The 25,170-nt window shown below is 60.7% G+C and carries 23 protein-coding genes; 16 read left to right on the top strand and 7 right to left on the bottom strand.

What is annotated here, in order from left to right; genetic code table 11:
* Positions 1-33: 33 nt before the first annotated feature.
* The 3 genes from E1573_RS17445 to E1573_RS17435 all read left to right on the top strand — a co-directional run bounded on the left by E1573_RS17445 (position 34) and on the right by E1573_RS17435 (position 1,170).
* A complete protein-coding gene (locus tag E1573_RS17445) occupies positions 34-258 on the top strand; it encodes a hypothetical protein (protein ID WP_133215818.1) in 225 nt (74 codons plus the stop codon).
* A 119-nt stretch (positions 259-377) separates the two neighbouring features.
* Positions 378-641: a PepSY domain-containing protein gene (locus tag E1573_RS17440; protein ID WP_133215817.1), complete on the top strand. Its 264-nt coding sequence runs from the start codon at positions 378-380 to the stop codon at positions 639-641.
* Between the two features lies 1 nt (position 642).
* Positions 643-1,170: a cytochrome b/b6 domain-containing protein gene (locus E1573_RS17435; RefSeq protein WP_133215816.1), complete on the top strand. Its 528-nt coding sequence runs from the start codon at positions 643-645 to the stop codon at positions 1,168-1,170.
* Between the two features lie 73 nt (positions 1,171-1,243).
* Here the strand turns inward: E1573_RS17435 and E1573_RS17430 are convergent, their stop codons facing one another.
* Together E1573_RS17430 and E1573_RS17425 are read right to left on the bottom strand one after the other, a co-directional pair.
* The gene (locus E1573_RS17430) at positions 1,244-1,711 is read right to left on the bottom strand and encodes a copper chaperone PCu(A)C (protein ID WP_133215815.1); all 468 of its coding nucleotides are present in this window, start codon (positions 1,709-1,711) and stop codon (positions 1,244-1,246) included.
* Positions 1,711-2,322: an SCO family protein gene (locus E1573_RS17425; protein WP_133215814.1), complete on the bottom strand. Its 612-nt coding sequence runs from the start codon at positions 2,320-2,322 to the stop codon at positions 1,711-1,713. The genes E1573_RS17430 and E1573_RS17425 overlap by 1 nt, the downstream gene beginning before the upstream one ends.
* Positions 2,323-2,590: 268 nt before the next feature.
* Here E1573_RS17425 and E1573_RS17420 point away from each other — a divergent pair, with 268 nt between their 5' ends.
* A complete protein-coding gene (locus E1573_RS17420; protein WP_256659560.1) occupies positions 2,591-3,277 on the top strand; it encodes a TetR/AcrR family transcriptional regulator in 687 nt (228 codons plus the stop codon).
* A 100-nt stretch (positions 3,278-3,377) separates the two neighbouring features.
* Entirely contained in the window at positions 3,378-4,157 is a 780-nt protein-coding gene (locus tag E1573_RS17415) for a TSUP family transporter (protein ID WP_133215813.1), read from the top strand.
* Here E1573_RS17415 and nudC read toward each other — a convergent pair.
* Positions 4,125-4,955, bottom strand: coding sequence for an NAD(+) diphosphatase (gene nudC, locus E1573_RS17410; RefSeq protein ID WP_133215812.1), 831 nt, complete (start codon positions 4,953-4,955; stop codon positions 4,125-4,127). The two genes, E1573_RS17415 and nudC, sit on opposite strands and share 33 nt — an antisense overlap.
* Before the next feature lie 33 nt (positions 4,956-4,988).
* Positions 4,989-5,831: a crotonase/enoyl-CoA hydratase family protein gene (locus E1573_RS17405; RefSeq protein ID WP_133215811.1), complete on the bottom strand. Its 843-nt coding sequence runs from the start codon at positions 5,829-5,831 to the stop codon at positions 4,989-4,991.
* A gap of 159 nt (positions 5,832-5,990) precedes the next feature.
* Between E1573_RS17405 and nhaB the strand changes: the two genes are divergently transcribed.
* On the top strand, positions 5,991-7,493 hold the full coding sequence (gene nhaB / locus E1573_RS17400) for a sodium/proton antiporter NhaB (RefSeq protein WP_133215810.1): 1,503 nt from the start codon (positions 5,991-5,993) through the stop codon (positions 7,491-7,493).
* 87 nt (positions 7,494-7,580) lie between these two features.
* Here nhaB and zwf read toward each other — a convergent pair whose 3' ends face one another.
* Complete coding sequence (gene zwf / locus E1573_RS17395) at positions 7,581-9,083, bottom strand: glucose-6-phosphate dehydrogenase (protein WP_133215809.1); 1,503 nt, start codon at positions 9,081-9,083, stop codon at positions 7,581-7,583.
* Positions 9,080-10,063: a phosphogluconate dehydrogenase (NAD(+)-dependent, decarboxylating) gene (gene gnd, locus E1573_RS17390; RefSeq protein WP_133215808.1), complete on the bottom strand. Its 984-nt coding sequence runs from the start codon at positions 10,061-10,063 to the stop codon at positions 9,080-9,082. The genes zwf and gnd overlap by 4 nt, the downstream gene beginning before the upstream one ends.
* A 198-nt stretch (positions 10,064-10,261) precedes the next feature.
* Between gnd and E1573_RS26755 the strand changes: the two genes are divergently transcribed.
* Entirely contained in the window at positions 10,262-10,429 is a 168-nt protein-coding gene (locus E1573_RS26755; protein WP_165957347.1) for a DUF6026 family protein, read from the top strand.
* A gap of 17 nt (positions 10,430-10,446) precedes the next feature.
* Here the strand turns inward: E1573_RS26755 and E1573_RS17385 are convergent, their stop codons facing one another.
* Positions 10,447-10,938 carry a GNAT family N-acetyltransferase gene (locus E1573_RS17385; RefSeq protein ID WP_133215807.1) on the bottom strand — a complete coding sequence of 164 codons (492 nt, stop codon included), beginning with the start codon at positions 10,936-10,938 and terminating at the stop codon, positions 10,447-10,449.
* Between the two features lie 419 nt (positions 10,939-11,357).
* Here E1573_RS17385 and glgA point away from each other — a divergent pair, with 419 nt between their 5' ends.
* The 9 genes from glgA to E1573_RS17340 all read left to right on the top strand — a co-directional run bounded on the left by glgA (position 11,358) and on the right by E1573_RS17340 (position 25,030).
* Positions 11,358-12,917, top strand: a complete 1,560-nt coding sequence (gene glgA / locus E1573_RS17380; RefSeq protein ID WP_133215806.1) for a glycogen synthase GlgA — start codon at positions 11,358-11,360, stop codon at positions 12,915-12,917.
* A gap of 16 nt (positions 12,918-12,933) precedes the next feature.
* Positions 12,934-14,712, top strand: coding sequence for a malto-oligosyltrehalose trehalohydrolase (gene treZ / locus E1573_RS17375; RefSeq protein ID WP_256659559.1), 1,779 nt, complete (start codon positions 12,934-12,936; stop codon positions 14,710-14,712).
* Positions 14,705-16,774, top strand: coding sequence for a 4-alpha-glucanotransferase (gene malQ / locus E1573_RS17370; RefSeq protein WP_133215805.1), 2,070 nt, complete (start codon positions 14,705-14,707; stop codon positions 16,772-16,774). The genes treZ and malQ overlap by 8 nt, the downstream gene beginning before the upstream one ends.
* On the top strand, positions 16,771-19,539 hold the full coding sequence (locus E1573_RS17365) for a malto-oligosyltrehalose synthase (protein WP_133215804.1): 2,769 nt from the start codon (positions 16,771-16,773) through the stop codon (positions 19,537-19,539). Before malQ ends, E1573_RS17365 begins: the two co-directional genes overlap by 4 nt.
* 18 nt (positions 19,540-19,557) lie before the next feature.
* The gene (locus tag E1573_RS17360) at positions 19,558-19,797 is read left to right on the top strand and encodes a DUF2934 domain-containing protein (RefSeq protein ID WP_133215803.1); all 240 of its coding nucleotides are present in this window, start codon (positions 19,558-19,560) and stop codon (positions 19,795-19,797) included.
* Between the two features lie 87 nt (positions 19,798-19,884).
* A complete protein-coding gene (gene glgX, locus E1573_RS17355; protein WP_133215802.1) occupies positions 19,885-22,029 on the top strand; it encodes a glycogen debranching protein GlgX in 2,145 nt (714 codons plus the stop codon).
* A gap of 62 nt (positions 22,030-22,091) precedes the next feature.
* Positions 22,092-22,886 (top strand): endonuclease/exonuclease/phosphatase family protein, encoded by a 795-nt coding sequence (locus tag E1573_RS17350; protein WP_133215801.1) that lies wholly within the window; start codon positions 22,092-22,094, stop codon positions 22,884-22,886.
* Positions 22,887-23,209: 323 nt separating this feature from the next.
* A complete protein-coding gene (locus tag E1573_RS17345) occupies positions 23,210-24,292 on the top strand; it encodes an autotransporter outer membrane beta-barrel domain-containing protein (RefSeq protein WP_133215800.1) in 1,083 nt (360 codons plus the stop codon).
* A gap of 222 nt (positions 24,293-24,514) precedes the next feature.
* Positions 24,515-25,030: an autoinducer binding domain-containing protein gene (locus tag E1573_RS17340; protein ID WP_165957346.1), complete on the top strand. Its 516-nt coding sequence runs from the start codon at positions 24,515-24,517 to the stop codon at positions 25,028-25,030.
* The last annotated feature ends 140 nt before the right edge of the window (positions 25,031-25,170 follow it).

Here is a 25,170-nt window from a genome sequence, read left to right as displayed (position 1 = left end):
CTACACTGAAATCGCCGAAAGGAGGATTGCACCATGTCCGAAAAAGACATCACTACGCTGCTGACTTTGATCGATCACCGGCAAGCAACGCTGGCCAGCGCCTGCAAAGAAATTGCCGACTGGATCGACCGTCAGGGCGACGTACCTGCAGCTGGCAGAATCCGCGCCAGCCTCAAGGCGGTGGAAGCAGATGAGGCGCTGGTCAAGAAGACCTTGACCTCACTGAAAGTCGACCGCCCCCTGCCACGCTTTCGTTGACCAACAATCCCAGGGCACCACGGCTTGATGCGGCATTCGCAAAGCCGCCCGCCCTGACACACACTCACTCCGGCTTCATGGCTGTGCTGCCGCGTGCTTAACAATCACGAGGACTCGTCATGCGTAATGTTCTACTCCTGGCACTGCTGGCCGTAAGCCCGTTGGCGCTGGCCAAAACCGAATGCACCAGCGCCGACAAAGCTCAGTGGCAAAATCCGGACACCTTTCAGCAAGCCTTGAAAAGCCAGGGCTACGAAATCAAGAAATTCAAAGTCACCGATGGCAATTGCTACGAGATCTATGGCTGGGACAAGGACAAGCGCAAAGTTGAAATCTACTTTGACCCGGTCAGTGGCAAGAAAGTGAAAGAAGAGATCGATTGAAGTGAGCGACGACACCCTGCGCCTCTGGGACCCCTGGGTGCGGATTTGTCATTGGTCATTGGTGTTGGTGTTTGTCGGCGGTTACTTCTTTACCGAAGAGGGCGATGGCTGGCATCGCTGGCTGGGCTATTACGGCGTTGCCATTGTCCTGGCTCGTGGTGCCTGGGGCTTTGTCGGCACACCGGCTGCGCGCTGGAACGATTTCTGGCCGACCCTGAGCCGGCTGAAGTGGCATCTCAAGGCCCTGTTAACGGGTGAAGACTACCACCGACTGGGCCATTCCCCGCTGGGTGCACTGGTCATGGTACTGATGCTGGCACTGATGTTCGGCCTGGGCCTGAGCGGGTTTCTGATGGAAGAAGTGGACTACTTCTGGGGCGAAGACATGCCGCGCGATATCCATGAGTACATGGCCAACGCCTTGCTGGCGCTGGTTTGCCTGCATATTGCCGCCGCGGTGTTCGAAAGCCTGCGACTGAAAGAGAACCTGCCGATGTCGATGATCACCGGCAGGCGCCGTAAACGGTAGGAGCGGGCTTGCCCCGCGATTGAGCTTTGTCAGTTAAAACGCAATCGCGGGGCAAGCCCGCTCCTACAGGCGGTCAGTGCATGTGCTCGTGGCCGTGCATGGCCTCGGCGTTCAGCGCGCGCACGGGGGCTTTGACTTCCAGGGTCTGCTTCTGGCCTTTGCCGTCTTCAATCACCAGGGTCAGGGGTACCTGTTCGCCTTCCTTGACCTGCTGTTTGAGCTTCATCAGCATCACGTGATAACCGTTAGGATCAAGGCTGACCGCCTTGCCCGCCGGCAGGTCGACGCTTTGAACTTGCTTCATGCCCATGACATCGTTATCCATGGTCATCTGGTGCACCTGGACGATCTCGGCCACGGGCGACTGCACGTCCACCAGCTTGCTGTCGCTGCTGGCAGTAAGGGTCATGAAAGCACCGGTGGACTGCTGGTGCGGCACAGTGGCGCGAACCCAGGCATCACTGACGGTGGTGTCGGCAACGGCAGGCAGCGCCAGGCCGATGAGGGCCAAAGCGGCCAGGGTGCGTTTGAACATATACATCAGCAAACCTCCATGACCGTGAGCAGGTCTTCCGTACACTCTTTAGCGGTCAGTGAATGGGACAACCCGAGGCGCAACTGGCCACGGGAATCGAAGACGTAACTGGTCGAAGTGTGCGAGATGGTGTAAGTGTCGCCACTGGGCACCTTCTCGTAGAACACACCAAATTCCTTGGCCGCTGCGGCGGTTTCTTCCAAGGTGCCGGACAGCGCCACAAACGAGGGGTCGAACGCCTTGACGTAGGCATCGAGCACCTCAGGCGTGTCACGTTCCGGATCGAGGCTGATGAACACCACCTGCAGGAAACCGCCATCGCGGCCCATCAGCTTCTTGATCTGCGCCGCACGGGCCAGAGTGGTCGGGCAGACCGCCGGGCACTGGGTGAAACCGAAGAACACCATCGGCATGGTGCCCCAGAAGCTCGACAAGGTGCGTACGTTGCCCTGGGTGTCCTTGAGCTTGAAGGAGCGGCCCAGGATCTTGTTGCTCATGTCTTTGCCGTATTTGAAATCGAGCGCACCACCGGAGCGGGGGTCGCAACCTACCAGAGCGCCGAGGCCCAGCAGGCTGATCCCGGCCATGATCTGGCGCCGGGTCAGTAAATCAGTCATGTAACCATCCTTTGGGGAAGGTGTAACGCCTCGCGCACGAGGCCTGTCGAGAAAGCGCGACATTTTGTCATGGCGCTCTGCCAAGGTTCCAGCTTCTATCGCCCCGTACGTCTGTAAGCCTTTATTTTCGGGGTGCGGCTCGTTGTCGCAGAATGTGACAAGAACCTCGACCTAAAGCCTGCGCAGACGTCTGCTGCGGAAAACTACCGCTATCGCTATATATTTTTGTATATTGCGAAGCTGTTAATCTGCCCAGACGAGATCGCCAATGGAACACATGCTGTACGAGGAACCTGCGAGCACGACAGGCAGCGCAGCGTGTGCGGAACACTGCCAGGTGGAGAAGAAGGCCAACGAGCCGGGGCGGCGCAATCGCGCGCTGATTCTGCGCATGGCAGCCAAGTCGTTTGCCCGCAAGGGATTTGCCGCCACCACCCTGAGTGAAGTAGCGGCGCTGAGCGGTTTGCCAAAGGCCAACGTCAACTACTACTTCCAGTCCAAGGAAAACCTCTACCAACAGGTGCTTGACAGCGTGACCCAATGCTACTTGGACGCCTTTGCCCAGTTGAACCCGGCCAGCGATCCACTTGAGGCCGTCGATCGCTTGATCCGCGCCAAACTCAGTATCATCCGCAGCCAGCCCTGGGCGGCACGGGTGTTTGTTGCAGAGATGATGCACGGCGCCCGGCACTTGCCTGCCGAGCAGACCGAACGCCTGCAGGGTGAGATCCAGAAAGGTGTGGCGTGTCTGCAGCACTGGATCGATAACCGCCAGTTGAATGCCGTCGATGCCAAGCACTTCCTGATCAGCTTGTGGGCGACCACCCAGGCCTACGCAAATTTCACTGCGCAACTGAGCGCTGATAGCGACCACGGCAAACCGGCGAATGCCGACCTGGACAGTGCAGTGGCGAGCATTACCCGGTTGGTGTTGCATGGCGTATTGCCAGGCTGACGCGAAAGCGCCAACCGGCCCTGACACCGGACCTCGACTCTATTACCATACCGGGCCTCGGGCGCAGCTCCTTCTGCACCCACCCGATTAAGCCCATGCCATGCCTTTCGAACTTAGCGTAGACCTGACCACCCTCGCCATTCTTGCCGCCGTCGCCTTCGTAGCCGGATTCATTGACGCCATCGCTGGCGGTGGCGGCTTGTTGACCACCCCTGCCCTGCTGACCGCCGGTATGCCGCCGCACCTGGTGCTGGGCACCAACAAACTCAGCTCGACCTTCGGCTCGGCGACCGCCAGCTTCACCTACTACCGACGCAAGTTGTTCCACCCCAAACAGTGGCGCCACGCCTTGATCGGCACCTTCATCGGCGCCCTGATCGGTGCAGTGGTTGCCCATTACCTGCCGGCTGAATGGCTGAACAAAATGCTGCCGGTGATCGTCTTCCTTTGCGGCGTTTACCTGCTGTTCGGCGGTACGCCCAAGGCGCCGCTGGATGCCGATGCACCGATAAAGAAGAAATGGCAACTGCCTCAAAGCCTGACGCTGGGCTTCTACGATGGCGTGGCCGGCCCCGGTACCGGCGCGTTCTGGACCGTCAGTACCTTGTTGCTCTACCCCATCGACCTGGTCAAGGCCAGCGGCGTGGCGCGCAGCATGAACTTCGTCAGCAACGCGGCGGCCTTGTCGGTGTTCATCTTTTCCGGCCAGGTCGACTGGCTGGTGGGATTGTCCATGGGCTCAGCGCTGATGGTCGGCGCCTTCTTTGGCGCGCGCACCGCCATCAGCGGTGGTAGCAAGTTCATCCGCCCGGTGTTTATCACCGTGGTGCTGGCGCTGACCGTACGCCTAGCGTGGCAGCACTGGTTCGGCCAGGCCTAAACGCCGCGCCACATAGAGATCGATCAGGTACCGGGCGATCGAGCGCCCCGCTGGCAACGGCGGCAGCGCGTCGACCCGGAACCACTGCGCATCCTCGATCTCGTCCGGTTGCATGACAATCTCGCCACCGGCGTACTCGGCATGGAAACCGAGCATCATCGAGTGTGGAAACGGCCAGCACTGGCTGCCGACGTACTGGATGTTCTTCACCTCGACAGCCACTTCTTCGCGCACCTCGCGCACCAGGCAATCTTCGGCGGACTCACCGGGCTCGGCAAAGCCTGCCAGGGTGCTGTACACCCCGGTGACGAAGCGCGGCGAACGGGCCAGGAGAACTTCGTCACCGCGGGTGATCAGCACGATCATGCTTGGCGAGATGCGCGGGTAACTGCGCAGATCACAGGGCTGGCAGTACATCGCCCGCTCCCATTGGATTTGCGTCATCGGCTGGCCGCAGCTGCCGCAGAACCGGTGCTCACGGGCCCAGGTGGCGATCTGCGCGGCGTAGCCGAGGATCTTGTAAGTGTCGAAGTCACCTTCGAGCATGAACTGGCGCAAGCCACGCCAGCTACAGCCAGGCAGTGACTGCGGCTGCCTGAGTTCGAGCAAGTACACCGGCTGCCCGTCAAAATGGCCGATGCCATGCTCGAACATGACATCCAGCTCCTGGCGCTTGAGCCAATCGCGTGGGAACAACGCGCCGTTGGCATCGACCAGAAAGCCTTCACTGCAGCGGGCGACTGCCAAGCCGCCAGCCAATTGAGTGTCCAGTACCGCGGTGGTCCAACGCACAGCCATGTTCCGGTTCCTTGCGCGGGCCCGCCGCTGCAATCAGTCGGCGAACTCGGGTTTCTGTTTGCTCATATGGGCAGCCACGGCCACCCGCAGATCGGTGGATTGCAGCATGGCAGCGTTCCAGGTAGCAATGTACTCCAGGCCATCGTCGATACGGTGATCGCGCATATAGCTGAGCATTTCCTTGGTTCCGGCCACGGCAATCGGGGATTTTCCCGCAATTTCGGCGGCAATGGCAAAGACTCCTTCGAGCAAAGCCTCGTGGGTGTCGTAGACCCGGTTAACCAGACCGATGCGCTGCGCTTCTTGGGCTTCAACGGTGCGGCCGGTGTAGGCCAGCTCACGCATGATGCCATCGCCGATGATCCGCGGCAGACGCTGCAAGGTGCCGACATCGGCCGCCATGCCCATGTCGATTTCCTTGATCGAGAACTGCGCGTCGGTGCTGCAATAACGCATATCACAGGCCGAGACCAGGTCGATTGCGCCGCCGATGCAATACCCCTGGATGGCCGCCAGCACCGGCTTGCGGCAATTGTCTACGGCATTGAACGAGGCTTGCATGCGCAGAATGGTGCGGCGCAGCAGACGGGCATTACGGCCGACATCTTTGCCCAGTTCATTAGCCACCGAGGCCAGCAGCATCAGGTCGATACCGGCGGAAAAGTGCTTGCCCGCTCCGCTGATCACCACCGCGCGTACTGCGTCGGTGTCGTCGATCCACTTGAAGATATCGACAATCTCGCTCCAGAACGCCGCGTTCATGGCGTTGTATTTTTCCGGGCGATTGATCTGAATGTGGGCGATGCTGTTCTTCAGCTCGACCTTGAATGCCTCATAGGCGGTCGTTTCGACTTCGTGTGCTTGGTAGTCGCTCACAATTGCGTTCCTTGAGAGGGTCGGGGGCAGTTGCGCGACTATATCAAGGCGTGATGTACGACCAAGGCCGTGCTTGTGCCAAAACCGGGACTTTTACCTTGATCTGACCGCCCGTATCCGGCACCGTGCGCACCTGTAGAATTATTAGGAAACACTTTCATGCCCCGCTCTCTGGCCGGCGCCCTGGCCCACAACTTCCTCGGACAGTCGCCCCGCTGGTACAAGGCCACCCTGTGCCTGTTCCTGGTGCTCAACCCTGTCCTGCTGTTCACCCTGGGTCCGGTGGTCGCCGGTTGGGTACTGGTGATCGAGTTCATCTTTACCTTAGGCATGGCCCTCAAGTGCTACCCATTGATGCCCGGTGGACTGTTGGTTGCCGAGGCCCTGGTACTGCGCATGACCACGCCCGAGGCGCTGTACGGCGAGTTGCAGCACAACTTTCCGGTGATCCTGCTGCTGATGTTCATGGTTGCCGGGATCTACTTCATGAAGGACCTGCTGCTGTTCGTGTTCTCGCGCATTCTCCTCGGGGTGCGCTCGAAAGCCCTGCTGGCCTTGCTGTTCTGTTTCCTCTGCGCGTTTCTCTCGGCGTTTCTCGATGCGTTGACTGTAACCGCGGTGATCATCAGTGCAGCGGTGGGCTTCTATTCGGTGTACCACCGGGTCGCCTCGGGCGCCAACCCGCGGGAAGAGTCGAACCTGGACAGCGATCAGGACATCGCCCAGCAGCAACGCGACGACCTGCAACAGTTCCGCGCCTTCCTGCGCAGCCTGCTGATGCATGGCGCGGTCGGCACCGCCTTGGGTGGTGTGTGCACCTTGGTTGGCGAGCCGCAAAACCTGCTGATCGGCCATGAGATGGGCTGGCACTTCGGCGACTTCTTCCTCAAGGTTGCCCCTGTGTCGCTGCCAGTGCTGGTCGCCGGGCTGGTGACCTGCGTATCGCTGGAAAAGCTGCGCTGGTTCGGTTACGGCACCTTGCTGCCAGACAACGTACGCCAGGTACTGGCAGCCTATGCGGCCGAAGACGATGCCCAGCGCACCTCACAACAACGCGCAGCACTGCTGGTACAAGGTGTTGCCGCGCTGATCCTGATCATCAGCCTCGGTCTGCACATTGCCGAAGTGGGCCTGATCGGCTTGTTGGTGATCGTCCTGATCACCTCGTTTACCGGCATCACCGACGAACATCGCCTGGGCCGTGCATTCCAGGACGCCATGCCGTTCACTGCGCTGTTGGTGGTGTTCTTTGCGATTGTGGCGGTGATCCATGACCAACAACTGTTTACCCCGCTGATCCAGTGGGTACTTTCGCTGCCAGCAGACCAGCAACCGGGCATGCTGTTCATTGCCAACGGCTTGCTGTCGGCTATCAGTGACAACGTTTTCGTTGCCACCATCTACATCACCGAGGTTAAACAAGCGTTTCTCAACGGCCATATGAGCCGTGAACATTTCGAAACCCTGGCCGTGGCGATCAACACCGGTACCAACTTGCCGAGCGTCGCCACCCCGAATGGCCAGGCAGCGTTTCTGTTCCTGCTGACTTCGGCGATTGCCCCGCTGATTCGCCTGTCGTACGGGCGCATGGTGTGGATGGCCCTGCCTTACACCGTGGTCATGGGTGGCCTTGGCTGGTGGGCAGTGACCTACTGGCTGTAAGAACCCAGGTAGGAGCGGGCTTGCCCCGCGATAGCGATTGATCAGTCACATCGCATCGCGGGGCAAGCCCGCTCCTACCGGCGAACCTCACTTCCCGATCGGATGCCACACCCGCCGGTCGCGGCTCAGCAGTTCGTCAGCCGCCACTGGCCCATCCTCACCGGCCGCATAAGGCTGCACTTCCCCCGCATCCTTCCAGGCATCGAGAAACGGCTGCACCGCGCGCCAGCCGTTCTCGATGTTGTCGGCACGCTGGAACAGGGTCTGATCGCCGGTCAGGCAGTCATAGATCAAGGTTTCGTAGCCCGTGGACGGGCGCATTTCGAAGAAATCCTTGTAGGCGAAGCCCAGCTCGATGTTCTCCATGATCAACGCCTGCCCCGGGCGTTTGGCCTGCAGGTCAAAGGCCATGCCTTCGTTAGGCTGGATCTGGATACGCAAGTAGTTGGGCTGCAGCCGCTCGACCTCGGTATCACGAAACTGCGCATAAGGCGCTGGCTTGAAACAGATGGCGATCTCAGTGTCGCGCTGACTCATGCGCTTGCCAGTACGCAGGTAGAACGGCACTCCCACCCAACGCCAGTTGTCGATCATGACCTTCAAGGCTACATAGGTTTCGGTCTGGCTCTGCGGATCGACCCGCGGTTCTTCGCGGTACCCCGGCAGTTGCTTGCGCCCCTGCTTACCGGCGGTGTACTGGCCGCGCACCGAATTTTTCAGGGCCATGTTTTTAGACCAGGGGCGGATGGCACCAATGACCTTGGCTTTTTCACTGCGCACCGCATCCGCACCGAAGGCAGCGGGCGGCTCCATCGCCACCATCGCCAGCAACTGGAACAGATGGTTCGGCACCATATCGCGCAGCGCCCCGGTGCCATCGTAGAAGGCACCACGGGTTTCGACACCGACGGTTTCAGCCGCAGTGATCTGCACATGGTCAATGTAATGGTTGTTCCAGAACGCTTCGAAAATGCCGTTAGAGAAGCGGCTGACCAGAATGTTCTGCACCGTCTCCTTGCCCAGGTAGTGGTCGATCCGGTAGATCTGCTTTTCGCTCATGACTTTCAGCAGGCAGGCGTTGAGCGCTTCGGCACTGGCCAGGTCGTGGCCGAAGGGCTTTTCTACCACCACACGGCGAAAGCCTCGGCTTTCATCGAGCAGCCCGGCAGCGCCAAGGCGCTGAACCACTTCGCTGAAGAAGCGTGGCGAGATGGCCAGGTAGAACACCGCGTTGGCACTGGGGTTCTTGGCAATCTGTTGGGCAATCGCTTGATAGGTCGCCTCATCGAGGAAGTCGCCCCTCTGATAACCGATGCGCTTGGCCAATCGGCCCCAGAGTTTTTCATCCAGGCACTGCGCACCCTGGCTGGCTTTATCGCGCTCTTGCATGAACGCATGCAGGCGCTCGACGAATTCAGCGTTGCTGAGCGGATTGTGGTCCACCCCGACAATACGCAGGTGTTTATCCAGCAGCCCATCGCGGCTCAGGTTGTACAGCGCCGGCATCAACAGGCGCTTGACCAGGTCGCCGCTGGCGCCAAACAAAAACAGTGTGCACGGCGGTGCCGCGTCGATTTGCGGTTTGCTCATTCGGCTTTCTTCTCAACGTGGCCGCCAAAACCGAAGCGCATCGCCGACAGCATGCGGTCGGCATAGGTGCCCTGCTGTTGACGCGAGCGAAAGCGCGCAAACAAGGCACTGGACAACACCGGTACCGGCACCGCCTGCTCGACGGCGGCATCGATGGTCCAGCGCCCTTCGCCACTGTCGGCTACCGAGCCGCTGTAGCCACCCAGCTGCGGGTCGGCCACCAGAGCGTCGGCAGTCAGGTCCAGCAGCCACGAGGTGACTACGCTGCCACGCCGCCATACCTCGGCAATCTCGGCCACATCCAGGTCAAAGCGTTGCTCTGCGGGCAAGGCCTCGCTGCCTTTGCTCTTGAGAATGTCGAAGCCTTCGGCGTAAGCCTGCATCAGGCCGTATTCAATGCCGTTATGGATCATCTTCACGTAGTGCCCGGCGCCCGCCGGGCCTGCATGGATATAGCCCTGTTCAGCACGCCCTGCCGGCCCCTGACGCCCACGGGTGCGTGGAATGTTGCCAACCCCCGGCGCCAGCGTGGCAAACAGTGGGTCGAGCCGCTCAACCACGTTTTTTTCGCCACCGATCATCATGCAGTAGCCGCGCTCCAGGCCCCAGACACCGCCCGAGGTACCCACATCGATGTAGTGCAACTGACGCTTGGCCAACTCTCCGGCACGGCGGATGTCGTCCTTGTAGAAGGTGTTGCCACCGTCGATGATCACGTCGTCGGCGTCCAGCAGATCGGCCAGTTGGGTGATGGTGTGTTCGGTCGCCTCGCCTGCCGGCAGCATCACCCACACCGCACGCGGTTTTTTCAGTTTGGCCACCAAGGCGCCCAGGTCATGTGCGCCATTGGCACCCTCGGCTTCCAGGGTTTTTACCGCGCCGTGATCACGATCGTGCACTACCGTGCTATGGCCACCGCGCATCAAACGCCGTGCAATATTGCCGCCCATGCGGCCCAGCCCCACGATTCCCAGTTGCATGTGCCGATGCTCCCCTGACTGTTAAAAACTGAACGCTCAAGCGTTAAAGGTTAGTCCAGCCTGTGTCGGCGTGGTTCATCGACGAGCGGCGAGACAGCGAGAAACAAAAAAGTTCCCATCGTTGCCAAAAGAATTCAGAATCGCGCCCGATCGAGCGGCTACGCTTGCAACATAAATCTGCCATTTGCGAGGTGTGCAATGGGAACCCTTCTACCGAAAATGCCGCCCCAGACCCTCTACGTGACGGTTCACCGGGATGAATTGCGACGCTTGCGGGAAGAACGCGACCGCCTCCAACAACAAGTGACACAGCTGAGCCAGCAACTGCAGCAAGCCCAGGCGGGCAACCCCACCAGCCACGCCTGAGCAATTTGTGCGACGGCTTAAAGCGCCTTGTGCCAGAACTGCATGGCGCCGTGGGCCGGGTCGAATCGGGCGTGCTCGAAACCAAATGCGCGGTAACTACCCTGGGCGGCGGGGTTGCCGTCGAGCACCTCCAGGGTCAGCTTGCAGCAACCGCGCTGGCGGGCAATTTCCTCGACCTTGACCAGCATTTTGTGGCTCAGACCTTTGCCCCGGTGTGCCGGCACCACCGACACGTCATGAATGTTGACCAGCGGCCGACAGGCAAAAGTAGAAAATCCTTCGAAGCAATTCACCAGGCCCGCAGGCTTGCCATCGACGAATGCCAGGACGCTGAAGGCGTGAGGGCGCTTGGCCAGCTCTTGCGGTAACTGCGCCAGCAACTGTGGATCGAGCGGTTGCCCTCCCCCCATCGGGTCGCGTGCATAGTGGTCGAGCGCCACTGCAATCGCCTCGGCATGCGTCGGATTGCTGTAATTGGCCTGCACGATCAGTATTTTTTCGACGTCCATTGTCATCCCCACTGCCTATAAAGAAGGATCGCCCGGCAGGTGCCGAGGCGCTGCGCCGATTGTACGGCATGCCTTTGGTCGAAAGTAAAGTGACCAATGGGTCACATATTTCGCGGAATCTCTCCTACACTCAGTATTCGGCCACGAGATTGTCCGGAAAATACGACAAAAATAAGTCGAACTTTCTGAAATCGCAGTAGGTCAGCAACATATAGGGGCTACAGTGCTGGGCATCCAGACGCAGCCCGAACACCCCCAAACGACTGTAGCCGTCGGCTGGACCGCCGCCTCGCTTATCGCTTGCGCGCACGATTTACGGGCATGGAACGCAAGGTTGATTCCCCACACAGAGAGACCTCACGAAGACACACAACAACACTACGGGTGACCACACCCGCAACATAGGGACGGAGAGAAGTATGATCAGTGCCGCTGTCGAACCTCATGTAGAGCATTTCACCCCGGACAACCGTGCGTCTGTGACCACGGACTTCACCACGACAGCTAAGGCACCCGGCGCCGACTCCCGGCACAACCCGAACAAGCGCAAAGTCTTGTTCGTCACTTCGGAAATCGCCGATCTGGTCAAAACCGGCGGCCTGGGCGACGTTTCTGCCGCCCTGCCGCGCGCCATGCGTCATCTGCACGATGTGCGCGTGCTGATTCCTGGCTACCCGCAAGTGCTGGAAAGCGAAAACCCCATTCACCTGGTCGGTGAACTGGGTGGCCATGCAGCACTGCCACCTTGCAAGATCGGCCGTATGGACCTGGCCGATGGCCTGGTGATTTATGTGCTGATCTGCCCGGAACTGTATCAACGCGAAGGCACACCCTATGGTGCCAACAACGGTCGCGACTGGCCGGACAACCATATACGCTTCGCCCGCCTGGGCCTGGCGGCCGCCGAAATCGCCGCTGGTGAGGGCATGGTTCACTGGAAGCCCGACCTGGTCCACGCCCACGACTGGCCCGCCGGCCTGGCCCCCGCTTACATGCACTGGCGCGGCTTGCAAACGCCCACCCTGTTCACCATTCACAACCTCGCCTATCAGGGCGTGGTCAGCCGTGCCTGCTGCCCGGAGCTGGCGATTCCCGCCCATGCCCTGCAACAGGAAGGCATGGAGTTCTACGGCAAGTTGTCTTTCCTTAAAGCAGGCCTTGCCTACTCCAGCCACATCACGACGGTCAGCGCGACCTACGCCCGGGAAATCACCACCCCGGCGTTTGGCTGCGGTCTGGATGGTTTTCTCGGCGCCAAGGCTCAGCAAGGCTTGCTCAGCGGCATTCCCAACGGCATTGATGAAAGCTGGGATTCGGCCAGCGACCCACACCTGGCCCACCCGTTCAGCCTCAATGACTGGGACGGCAAGGCGGCCAACAGCCAACAGGTGCGCGAGCTGTTCGAACTCAAACCATCCACAGGGCCGCTGTTTGCCGTGGTGTCTCGCCTGGTGTACCAGAAAGGCTTGGACCTGACCCTCGGCGTAGCCGACTACATTGTCAGCCAGGGCGGCCAGATCGCGATCATCGGCCGCGGCGAGCCGGAAGAAGAACAAGCCATGCGAGAACTGGCCCTGCGCCATCCGGGTCAGGTCGGCGTGCGTATCGGTTTTAACGAAACCGATGCCCGGCGGATGTTCGCCGGCAGTGATTTTCTGTTGATGCCGTCGCGCTACGAGCCGTGCGGCCTGAGCCAGATGTACGCACAGCGCTTTGGCTCGCTACCCGTAGCACGCAACACCGGCGGGCTGGCCGACACCATTGAAAACGGCGTGACCGGCTTTCTGTTCGACGAGTCCACGGTTGAAAGTTACCGCGAAGCGCTCAGCCGGGCGTTCTATGTGTTCGGGAAAAAGGACTTGCTCGGCGCCATGCGCTGCCTGGCCATGACTCAGCCGTTCAACTGGTGCCAGGCGGTAGAGCCCTACGCGCGGCTGTACGAGGAACTGGTCGAACGGGCGCAGGTGATGGGCCGCTGAGGCCAAGGTGGCCGGTATGCCCTTGAGGTCAGATCAGTTCGCGACCCACGGGGCCGTGATGCTTGACGACAACACGGTGCGCTTCGCGCTGTGGGCACCCAATGCCCACAGCGTCGAGGTGTGCCTGCAAGCAGACCGGCGTCTGCCCTTGCAGCGCGGTGCCGACGGCTGGTTCCGCGGGCGCTGCCTGGCTAACGCCGGCAGTCGCTACCGCTATTGCATCAACGGTGAACAGCTGGTGCCCGACCCGGCGTCACGTTTTCAACCCGAAGGCGTGCACGGCCCCAGCCTGGTTGTCGACCCAACGGCTTACCCTTGGCAGCACAGCGACTGGCAAGGGCGGCCTTGGCATCAGGCGGTGATCTACGAGGTTCATGTTGGCCTGATGGGTGGCTACAGCGCCGTTATCGAGCAACTGCCACGCCTGGCAGCCTTGGGTATTACCGCAATCGAGCTGATGCCATTGGGGCAGTTTCCCGGTGAGCGCAATTGGGGTTACGACGGTGCCCTGCCCTTCGCACCGCAACACAGTTATGGCTCCCCGCAGCAGTTGTGTCAGTTGATCGACCAGGCCCACGGTCTTGGCCTGATGGTGCTACTGGACGTGGTCTACAACCACTTCGGCCCGGACGGTAATTACCTCAATCACTATGCCCGCGACTTTTTTCGTGATGACCGCCACACCCCTTGGGGTGCTGCCATCGATTTTCGCCGCCGCCAGGTGCGCGACTTCTTTATCGAAAATGCCCTGATGTGGCTGCATGACTACCGCTTCGATGGCTTGCGCCTGGACGCGGTGCATGCCATCGATGATCCCGATTTTCTGCTGTCGTTTAACCAACGTGTGCGCCGCAGCATACCCAGCGGCCGGCATGTGTGGCTGGTGCTGGAGAACGAACACAACCAAGCCAGCCTGCTTAAAAACGCCTTCGACGGGCAGTGGAATGATGATGGTCATAACGCCCTGCACGTTCTGCTGACCGGGGAAGATGAGGCCTACTATGCCGACTACAGCCAAGCGAGCATTGAAAAACTGGCAAGGTGCTTGAGCCAGGGCTTCGTCTTTCAGGGTGAACCTGATCGCAACGGCCACCCGCGCGGCGAGCCCAGCGCCCACTTGCCTCCCAGCGCTTTTGTGTTGTTCCTGCAGAACCATGACCAGGTCGGCAACCGTGCCCACGGCGAGCGGCTGACGCGGCTCTGCCCGCCCCAGGCGCTACGTGCAGCCACGACGCTGTTGCTGCTGTCGCCGATGATCCCGCTGTTGTTCATGGGCGAAGAAGGCGGCAGCGAACAACCGTTTCTGTTCTTTACCGACCACCACCCGCAACTGGCCGACGCTGTACGTAACGGACGACGCGCTGAATTCGCAGGCTTCAAAGCCTTCAGCGACGCCGCGCAACGGGCGACTATTGCCGATCCCAATACACCGGCCACCTTCAACGCCTCACGCCCGCAATGGCCAGATGAACTGAATCGTCCTTGGCAGGCGTTCTACCGACAGTTGTTGCAGCTGCGTCATCAGCACGTCATTGCCCATCTGCCGGGCAGCCGCGCCATCGCTGCCGAGGTGATTGCCGAGAAGGCGCTGACCGCACGCTGGCGCCTGGGTGATGGCAGTGTGTTACGCATTGACCTGAACCTTGACGCGCGCGCTGTGCCCTGTGCGCTGCCTGAAACCTCCAGCTGGTTGTTCTGCTGCACTGTCGATGCGTTTGCTGCCAATCAACTGCCGGCCTATAGCGCCTTGGTCAGCCTGCTACCACCCCACACGCCGGAGCCTGCCCATGACTGATGCCCACCTGCAGCAACTGGCGCAATTGGCCGGCATCGCCGTGGACTGGATTGACGCCAACGGCCAGGCGCAACGGGTCAGCGACGCGGCCCTGCGCCAGGTACTGGCCGGGCTTGGCCACCCGGCTGCGGATGCACAAAGTATCAACGCCAGTATCCAGGCACTGAAGGTAGCCCACGATGCCCGACACCTGCCGCCGTTGTTGACCGTCGATGTGCAACAGCCGCTGGACCTGTCAGCGTTCTTCGCCGCCAACAGCCCTTGCCGGGTGCTCGAAGAGAATGGCACCGAACAGCATCTGCACCTGGATGCCAACAGTGCGCTGCCCCCTGGGCTGCCGCTGGGTTACCACCAGGTCGAGATCGGCGGTCAGTGTTTCACCCTGGCGGTGGCCCCTGCACGTTGCTTCAGCCTCAACGATGCCCTGAGCACGCCAACACCGCGCTGCTGGGGCATCAGTGCGCAACTCTACAGCCTGCGTCGCACCGGCGATGGTGGCTTCGGTGATTGCCTGGCCCTTGAACAACTGGCCCGCAGCGCTGCCGAGCGCGGTGCCGATGCACTGGCTATCAGCCCGTTACACGCCATGTTCGCCAGCGATACGCAGCGCTACAGCCCCTATTCACCGTCCAGCCGCTTGTGGCTCAACAGCGTGTATGCCAGCCCTGCAGCGCTACTCGGCGAGCGCGCTGTGCGAATGGCAATAGAGACCCTGGGCCTGGAACAAACGCTCCAGCAGCTTGAAGATCAGCCACTGATCGACTGGCCCGAAGCCGCCACTGCACGCTACCAGCTTCTGCAGTGCTTGTATGAAGACTTCATCGATGGCGATCATCCGTTACGCGTCGATTTCGACAGTTACCGCACCCAGGCCGGCCACCCACTGGAGCAGCACTGCCGCTTCGAAGTGCTGCAGGAACAAGCACACGCTCAAGGGCTGACCCCGGACTGGCGACAATGGCCCAGCGCCTGGCACAACCCCGACAGCCCCGAGGTCGCCGCCTTTGCCATTGAGCATCAGAGCCAGATTCAGTTTCATGCCTTCTGCCAATGGTTGATCGAGCGCAGCCTGCAACGCGCGCAAGACGCCGCCCGCAGCAACGGCATGGCCATCGGCCTGATTGCCGACCTGGCCGTGGGCACCGACGGTGCCGGCAGCCAGGCCTGGAGCCGCCAGGACGAACTGCTGGCCGAACTCAATGTCGGCGCCCCGCCTGATATCCTCAACCGCTCGGGGCAAAATTGGGGCATCTGCGCCTTCTCGCCCGAAGGGTTGCGCCGTAACGGCTACCGCGCCTTCATCGAGCTGCTGCGGGCCAACTTCGCCCACGCTGGCGGTTTGCGCATCGACCACGTCATGGGCTTGCAACGCCTGTGGCTGATTCCCCGCGGCAAGCACGCCAGTGAAGGCGCCTACTTGCACTATCCGCTCGATGACCTGCTGCGCCTGCTGTGCCTGGAGTCGGTGCGGCATCGAACGATTGTCCTGGGCGAAGACCTCGGCACCGTGCCTGAAGGCCTGCGGGAAAAACTCGCCGAACGGGCCATCCTGGGGATGCGGGTGCTGCAGTTCGAACAAGAACCGCCGGGGCATTTCAAAGCCATTCTCGACTGGCCCGACAACGCCCTGGCGACCTCCAGCACCCACGACTTGCCACCTTTGGCCGGCTGGTTGCAAGGACGCGATATCGACTGGAATCAGCGCCTGTCACTGATCGACGAAGCCACCGAGCGACACTGGCGCAACGTTCGCCATCAGGAGCGTGAAGGCCTGCGACAGGCCCTGCACAGCAACTATGGCGAACATGCCGACAGTGATCAGTTGATTGACGCCTGCATCCGCTATCTGGGGCATACCCGCGCACCACTGGTGATGGTGCCGCTGGAAGACCTGCTGGGCGTCGACGAACAGCCCAACCTGCCCGGCACCGTCGACAGCCACCCCAACTGGCGCCGACGTTTTGCCCAGCCCGCCGTGCAGTTGCTGGATGATCCCGATGCGGCACGCCGCCTGGAGCTGCTGGCCCAGGCCCGCGAGCAGGCCTGGGAGCGTGACCGGTGAGCGCCCTGAATGCCACCTTGCGCCTGCAGTTTCATGCGGGTTTCAGCCTCGACGACGCGTTGCCGCTGGTGCCCTATTTTGCACGCCTGGGCATCAGCCACCTGTACGCATCACCCTTGCTCAGCGCCCGCCCTGGCTCAATGCATGGTTACGATGTGATCGACCCGACCCAGGTCAACCCGGCGCTGGGTGGCGAGGCCGCCCTGGCCAGGCTGGTGGCCGCGCTGCGCGCCCATGGCATGGGCCTGATCCTCGATATTGTTTCTAACCACATGGCCGTCAGCAGTGACAACCCTTGGTGGCAAGACCTGCTGACCTGGGGGCGGCGCAGTCGCTACAGCCGCTTTTTTGACATCCAGTGGCACTCGACCGACCCTTTGCTGGAAGGCCAGCTCTTGCTGCCGTTTCTCGCCACCGACTACGCTGCCGCCCTGCGCGCAGGCGACACTCCCCTGTGTTTTCAAGCCAGTGATGGTCGCTTTTACATCCGCCATCATGAACATCGCTTCCCCCTCAACCCGTGCGATTACGGGCACATCCTGGGTGTCAGCGACAACCCTGCGCTGCAGGCCTTGGGCACCCGCTTCACAGCCTTGCAGGGTGTTGCCGAAGCCACCACTGCCGCAGCGTTGTTGCAGCAGGAACTCGCTGCTCTGGCCCGCCGGGTGTCGATCGACAGCCTGCTCGAAGCCTTCGACGGGCGGACCACGACCGGCTTCGAGCGCCTGCACCAGTTGCTCGAACAGCAGGCCTATCGCCTGGCCAGTTGGCGCACTGCCGCCGACGACATCAATTGGCGACGCTTTTTCGATATCAACGAACTGGCGGGCCTGCGCGTGGAACGCCCTGAGGTGTTCGAGGCCACCCACGAGAAAATTTTCGAGCTGATTGGCAAAGGCTTGATCGACGGTCTGCGCATTGACCATATCGACGGCCTGGCTGACCCACGCGGCTACTGCCGTAAATTACGGCGGCGGGTTGATGCGCTGTTGGCACAACGGCCCCTGAACGCGGCACTGGAACACTTCCCCCTTTACGTCGAGAAAATTCTCGGCGCGAACGAGCAGTTGCATCAGGACTGGGGAGTGGATGGCACCACAGGCTATGAGTTCATGAATCAGGTCAGCCTGTTGCAGCATGACCCGGCCGGCGAATCCACACTCTCTGAAGCCTGGAGCGCCCTCAGCGAGCGCCCGGCCTTTGCCGAAGAGGTGCGCCTGGCGCGCCAGCAGGTTCTGGGGGGCAGTCTTGCCGGTGATTTCGAGTCGGTGGCCCAGGCCTTGTTGCAAGTGGCCCGCGATGACCTGATCAGTCGCGACCTGACCCTGGGCGCTATTCGTCGAGCGTTACAAGCACTGGTTGAGCATTACCCCGTTTACCGTACCTACCTGCACGCTGGCGGTTGCCCGGCCGAGGATGCGCCGTTGCGTGAACAGGCGCTGGCGGCTGCCCGGCAAAGCCTGAATGAAGGCGACTGGCCGGTGCTCGATGCGCTGGAGGGCTGGCTCGGCGGCCAGCCCTGGCGCCGCCTGCCCCTGGGCCTGGCGCGTAAGCACCTGCGCCACGCCTGCATCCGCTTCCAGCAACTGACAGCGCCGACGGCAGCTAAAGCCGTGGAAGACACCGCCTTCTATCGCTCGGCCGTGTTGCTTTCACGCAATGACGTGGGCTTTGCAGCCGAGCGCTTCAGCGCCCCGGTCTGCGCCTTTCATCACGCCAATAGCCAACGCCAGGCGCAATTCCCTCACAATCTGTTATGTACCGCCACCCATGACCACAAACGCGGCGAAGACCACCGCGCACGCCTGGCGGTGCTGAGCGAGCGCAGCGAATGGTTCGTCAGCCGCGTCGAGCATTGGCGAGAGCTCGCCACGCCGCTGCGCAGTGCGCTGGCAGACGGCATCGCCCCAGGGCCTGCTGACGAATGGATGCTGTACCAAACCTTACTCGGCAGCTGGCCGATGGACCTCAACGAACGCGACCCATTGGCACTGCAAGCCTACGCCGAGCGTCTGCAACAGTGGCAGCGCAAAGCCCTGCGCGAAGCCAAACTGCGCAGCAGCTGGAGCGCCCCCAACGAAGCCTGCGAACACGCCTGCCTGGCCTACATCCACAGCCTGTTGCTTGACCCGCAAAACCAGCAACTACGCCACTCGTTAGCTCAAGCGGCCAACGCCATCGCCTGCGCGGGTGCCTTGAACAGCCTTGGCCAGTGCCTGCTCCGCATGACCGCCCCGGGGGTGCCTGACCTGTATCAGGGCAGCGAATTCTGGGACCTGAGCCTGGTTGACCCCGACAACCGCCGCGCCGTGGACTATTCAGCACGCCGCCAGGCACTGGACGACAGCACCCACACGGTGCAGTTGCTTCAACAATGGCGCAATGGTCGCATCAAGCAAGCGCTGATCAGCCAGGTGCTGGAACGTCGCCGACAGTACACCGAGCTGTTTGCGCAGGGCCGCTACCTGCCCGTGCAGGTGCTGGGCAGACACGCGGAGCAAGTCGTGGCGTTTGCCCGGATCAGCGATGAAGCGCGCGCGCTGGTGATTGTCCCGCGCCTGGCCTGTGGCTTGCTTGGTGATACCCCGATTCCCTTGATCCCGGCACAGAACTGGGACGATACCCGCCTGCGCTTGCCGTTTGACGTGTCACCTGCCACTTGCTCGGGACTTTTTGCCAGCAGCGCAGTCACAGCCTCAAAGGAGCTGTTACTCAGCGCTGCACTCAAGGAGTTTCCGGTCAACCTGTTGATTGATCATGCCTAAGCCCTCAGGAGCGTCGAGATGAGTATTGAAGAAAAACGTGTTCGTGAATTTGCCTATCAGATCTGGGAGTCCGAAGGTAAGCCCGAAGGCCAGGAAATTCGCCATTGGGAAATGGCCCGTAAACTGGCCGAAGCCGAATCGCTGGCGCCCAAGGCTACACCGCGCAAGGCCAAGGCTAAACCGGCAACAGAGGCACCGCCGAGTAAACCGGCTGCGGTGAAAAAGCCGCGGGTGGGCAAGAAACCGCCTGTTGCGTGATCCCTTTCGCGGGGCAAGCCCGCTCCCACACAGCACACTGTGGGAGCGAGCTTGCCCCGCGATCAACCCACCCGCCCAAGGAGCACCATGAAAAAGCCCACGCCAGCCGCCGAACCCTCGCGCCTCCGTGAAGGCCTGCCTTTTCCGCTGGGCGCCACCTGGGATGGCTTGGGGGTCAACTTTGCCCTGTTCTCAGCCCACGCCACCAAGGTTGAGCTGTGCCTGTTCGATGCCAGCGGTGAGGTTGAGCTGGAACGCATCGAGCTGCCGGAATACACCGACGAGATCTTCCACGGCTACCTGCCAGACGCCCACCCCGGGCAGATTTATGGTTACCGGGTCCACGGCCCTTACGCGCCGCAACAGGGCCACCGTTTCAACCCCAATAAGTTGCTGATCGACCCTTACGCCAAACAACTGGTGGGTAGCCTGAAATGGTCCGAGGCGTTGTTTGGCTACACCATTGGTCACGCTGATGGCGACCTGAGTTTCGATGAGCGCGACAGCGCCCCGTTCGTGCCCAAATGCAAGGTCATCGACCCCGCTTACACCTGGGGCCGCGACCAGCGCGTTGGCGTGCCCTGGGATCGCACCATTCTCTACGAGGCCCATGTCCGCGGTATCAGCATGCGCCACCCAGCGGTGCCGGAAGCCAACCGCGGCACCTTTGCCGGGCTGATGTGCGATGAGTTGCTCAACCACATCAAGCAGCTGGGCGTTTCCTCCATCGAGCTGTTGCCCATCCACGCCTTCGTCAATGACCAACACCTGCTGCAAAAGGGGCTGAACAACTATTGGGGCTACAACAGCATTGCCTTCTTTGCCCCGCACCCACGCTACCTGGCCAACGGTAAAATTGCCGAATTCAAAGAGATGGTCGCGCACCTGCACGACGCCGGCCTGGAGGTGATTCTCGATGTGGTCTACAACCACACCGCCGAAGGCAATGAACTGGGGCCGACCCTGTCGATGCGCGGTATCGACAACGCCTCTTACTATCGGCTGATGCCCGACGACAAGCGTTTCTACATCAACGATTCGGGCACCGGTAATACCCTGGATCTGAGTCACCCCTGTGTGTTGCAACTGGTCACCGATTCGCTGCGTTACTGGGCCGGCGAAATGCATGTCGATGGCTTTCGCTTCGACCTGGCGACCATTCTTGGCCGTTATCACGAAGGCTTTGACGAACGCCACAGCTTCCTCGTGGCCTGCCGCCAGGACCCGCTGCTCAGCCAGGTCAAACTGATCGCCGAGCCTTGGGACTGCGGCCCCGGAGGCTATCAGGTCGGCAACTTTGCCCCCGGTTGGGCCGAATGGAACGACCGCTTTCGCGACACCGTGCGTGCCTTCTGGAAAGGCGATGAAGGCCAGTTGGCCGACTTTGCCGCGCGCATGACCGCGTCTGGCGAACTGTTCAACCGCCGTGGCCGGCGGCCCTATGCCTCGGTCAACTTCGTCACCGCACACGATGGTTTCACCCTGCGCGACCTGGTCTCGTACAACGATAAGCACAACGAAGACAACGACGAGAACAATGAGGACGGCAGTAACAACAACCTATCCTGGAATCACGGTGTCGAAGGCCCCACCGACGATGCCCAGATCAATGCACTGCGCCTGCGTCAGATGCGCAACTTTTTCGCCACTCTGCTCCTGGCCCAGGGCACGCCGATGATCGTCGCCGGCGACGAGTTCAGCCGTACCCAGCACGGCAACAACAATGCCTACTGCCAAGACAGCGAAATCGGCTGGGTCAACTGGGCGCTGGATGACGAAGGCACCGCCCTGCTCAAATTCGTCAGGCGCCTGACCAAACTGCGCCTGGCGTATCCGATCCTGCGCCGCTCACGTTTTCTGGTGGGTGATTACAATGAAGCGATCGGGGTCAAGGACGTCACCTGGCTCGACCCGCAGGGCAATGAAATGACTGTCGAGCAATGGCAAGACAATCATGGTCGAAGCCTGGGCATGCTCATGGATGGTCGTGCGCAGGTCAGCGGCATTCAGCGCCCTGGCGCCGATGCCACGTTGCTGCTGATCGTCAATGCTCACCACGACAGCGTTACCTTTACGCTGCCGCAGGTGCCCGAAGGTGAACACTGGAACTGCCTGATCGACACTGTTAGGCCGCAGTTGCGCAAGGGCGAGCGCCACGCGTTCGAAAGCCTTCTGGAGGTCTCGGGACGCTCGCTGGTGCTGCTGGAGTTGGAGCAGATAGACGACACTTGAACAGCGGAACTGACCACCAGCGGGCCGGTCCCATGCAGTAGGCTTGTCGATCAGGAGCAACCGTGAACGTCGAACCCGATCCTACCCTCCTTTGCACCCCGCAAGCAGCGCCCCCTGTGCGACGTCTGCAGGTATTGACCGTCAACACCCACAAGGGCTTCACGGCCTTCAACCGCCGCTTCATCCTGCCCGAACTGCGTGAAGCGGTGCGCAGCACCCAGGCCGATATCGTCTTTCTCCAGGAGGTGCTGGGCAGTCACGACCGTCACGCCGCGCGCTACAGCGGATGGCCGAAAACCTCCCAGTACGAGTTCCTCGCCGACAGCATGTGGACGGACTTTGCCTATGGGCGTAATGCCGTCTACCCGGACGGCCATCATGGCAACGCGCTGCTGTCCAAATATCCGATCATCGAGCACCGAAACCTCGACGTCTCGATCAACGGGCCTGAGCGTCGTGGGCTGCTCCATTGCGTGCTGGATGTGCCTGGCCAGCCTCATGTCCACGCGGTGTGCGTACACTTGTCGTTACTGGAAAGCCACCGGCAAAAGCAATTGCAACTGCTGCGCCGCCTGCTCGATGCCCTGCCGGCCGACGCCCCGGTGATCATCGCCGGTGATTTCAACGACTGGAAGCTGCAGGGCAACCGCACCCTGGGTTTGCATCGCGGCCTGCATGAAGCGTTCGAGCGCCATCACGGCCTGCTGGCCAGAACCTACCCGGCTCGCTTGCCCTTGCTGCGCCTGGACCGTATCTACCTGCGCAATGCCAACAGCCATGCGCCGCGAATACTGGGCAACAAACCCTGGAGTCACCTCTCCGATCATCTGCCGCTGGCGGTAGAAGTGCACCTTTAATCGGTGCCATAACAATGATTCGGCATAGCCGTGATGGTTGAAATTGCCATCACGACTATCGAATGTAAATAATTGTTTAATATCAGCAAATTGCCCCATCCAATAGCTTGACAACGGTTATTTAACACCTTCTTGACGCCCGCCCGCTCCTCTCCTTAGCTACATGTAATGCAGCATTGCATAACTCAATTCCGGGCCTCTAGCTCGCGCCTTTCAGCGCGCGACGGGGACGGTTTTGCTGGTTTGGGTCGCCCTCTGGTTTTGTTTTACAGCCCGTGACATCAGGCCAGAATCCTTGGCTGTTACATCAGAGGAGATCCGCCATGAAAAAAGCTCTGAACCCTACTGGCTTTGAGTATGTTTTCTACGCGGTTTCCACGTCGCTGCTACTGGCAACCCCGTTGGAAACCTATGCATGGGGCGTTGAGGATAACGACCCATTCAGCACCCTTGTTCAAGTGCAAGCACAGTCCCTGCCGACGCTTTCACTCACCCCGGTCAGCGCCAGCGGCCTGGGCCTGAACACGCTGGGTGCCTTATCCGAGCGTCTGGCCGAACGCAATGCCGCGATGACCAACGACACCATCGCCAGCCAGTGGGCCCCGTTCTTTCCTTCGCCAACCAGAAATGGAGCACCTGCACCTGAGCGCCTGGAAATGAACAACCAGAGCCTGCAGATCAGCCCTGATCTGTTTGTCCGTGAAACCATGAACGGCAATGTCCACCGTGTGGGTTTCTTCGTCGGTCACAGCAACCTGCAAAGTGGCTTCGATGGCATGCGTAAACCTCAGGTCGGCGATAAAAAGTCCAACGTCAGCCTCGAAGGTGAAAGCCTGGGTATGTACTGGAGCATGACCCATGACCAGGGCTGGCATATTGACGCAGTGGCCATGGGTACCCGTTTCGACGTCAATGGCCGTAGCGAGAACGGCCAGCGCCTGGATGGCGACGGCCATGCGCTGACCCTGTCGGTTGAAGGCGGTTACCCCATTGCCCTGGGCAACAACTGGACCTTCGAGCCACAGGCGCAGTTGATCAACCAACAGTTCTTCCCCGGCAGCCAGACCCAGACCGACACTCAACAAGCCTTTGACCAGCAACCGAACTGGACTGGTCGGGTCGGTGCCAAGTTGTCTGCGCGTTATACCGTGCGCGGTATGCCCGTCGAGCCCTTTGTGCGCACCAACGTCTGGCACGACTTTTCCAATGCCGACACCGTCAGCCTGGACAGAGTCGACAAGATCAGCAGCGGACGCAACTCGACCACAGTGGAACTGGGCCTGGGCCTGGTGGCACGGGTTAGCCCCAAAGTGGCGTTGTTCGTCAGTGCCGACTACAGCAGTGATGTCGATGACAATGATCTGAACGGGGTAATTGGCAACCTCGGGGTCAGGGTCAGGTGGTAAGGAGGCGACAACCCTCCCGATGACTGGAGTCGTTCAAGGCGGCGACGATGCGCACAATCATTGCCATTACGCCGCCGGACCCGACAGACGGGGCCGTATGACGCGCGCCATATGTACAACAGGTGTACAACAGCGCAGTGCTGTATCGATTACCCGCTAAGCTGTTCACCCATGGGCATGTACGCTCACAGCGAACACCAACTTTTCCTACAGGGAAGTAACATGAAAAATTGGACTGCAGTGCAACACCAGCACTTGTTGGAGCTGCCCGCCCTACTGGAGCACTTGCCGTTGCTCATTAAAGATTTGGGGTTTTGCTTCTACGCCTATACCTTCATTTGCCCCACTCAACGAGACAACAAGACCAACTACCCTGCCGGCTGGCTCAACCATTGTGAAAAGCACGGCCATACCCCTCATGAGCCAATCGACGCCCATTGCCGTAGCTCCAGTTTGCCGCTGCTGTGGACCGCTCAAACCTTTCGCTCGGCCCCCGAGCACTGGGAAATTGCTCAAGCATGCGGGCTGCGTCATGGCTGGACCCAGCCGTTGCATGACAGATCTTCGCGCAGCAGCTTGAGCATCGTGCGCCCGCACGTCAGCGTCTCAATCCAGGAACTTTACGAGAAGGCGGCACTGGTGATGTGGCTTGGCGAGTTGCTGCACCGCGCGTCGATTCACTTTTTCAGCCAACCAAGTAACCATCAGGCGCCCGACTCACCGGTTTGTATTGCCTGAGGGTTAAGGGGGGCACCCATAGGTATCAAATAGAGCCAGGGCAACGCTTAAGCCAAGATCAGGCTGTCGCACCTCAATCATGGCGGCTGGAGGGAATGGCAGAAACGAAAAAAGACGCCGAAGCGTCTTTTTTTGACTTA

The organism is Pseudomonas sp. H9, assembly GCF_004353925.1.
Lineage (GTDB): Bacteria > Pseudomonadota > Gammaproteobacteria > Pseudomonadales > Pseudomonadaceae > Aquipseudomonas.
Note: the sequence above shows the minus strand (reverse complement) of the source record. Positions and strands in the feature narration are given on the sequence as shown.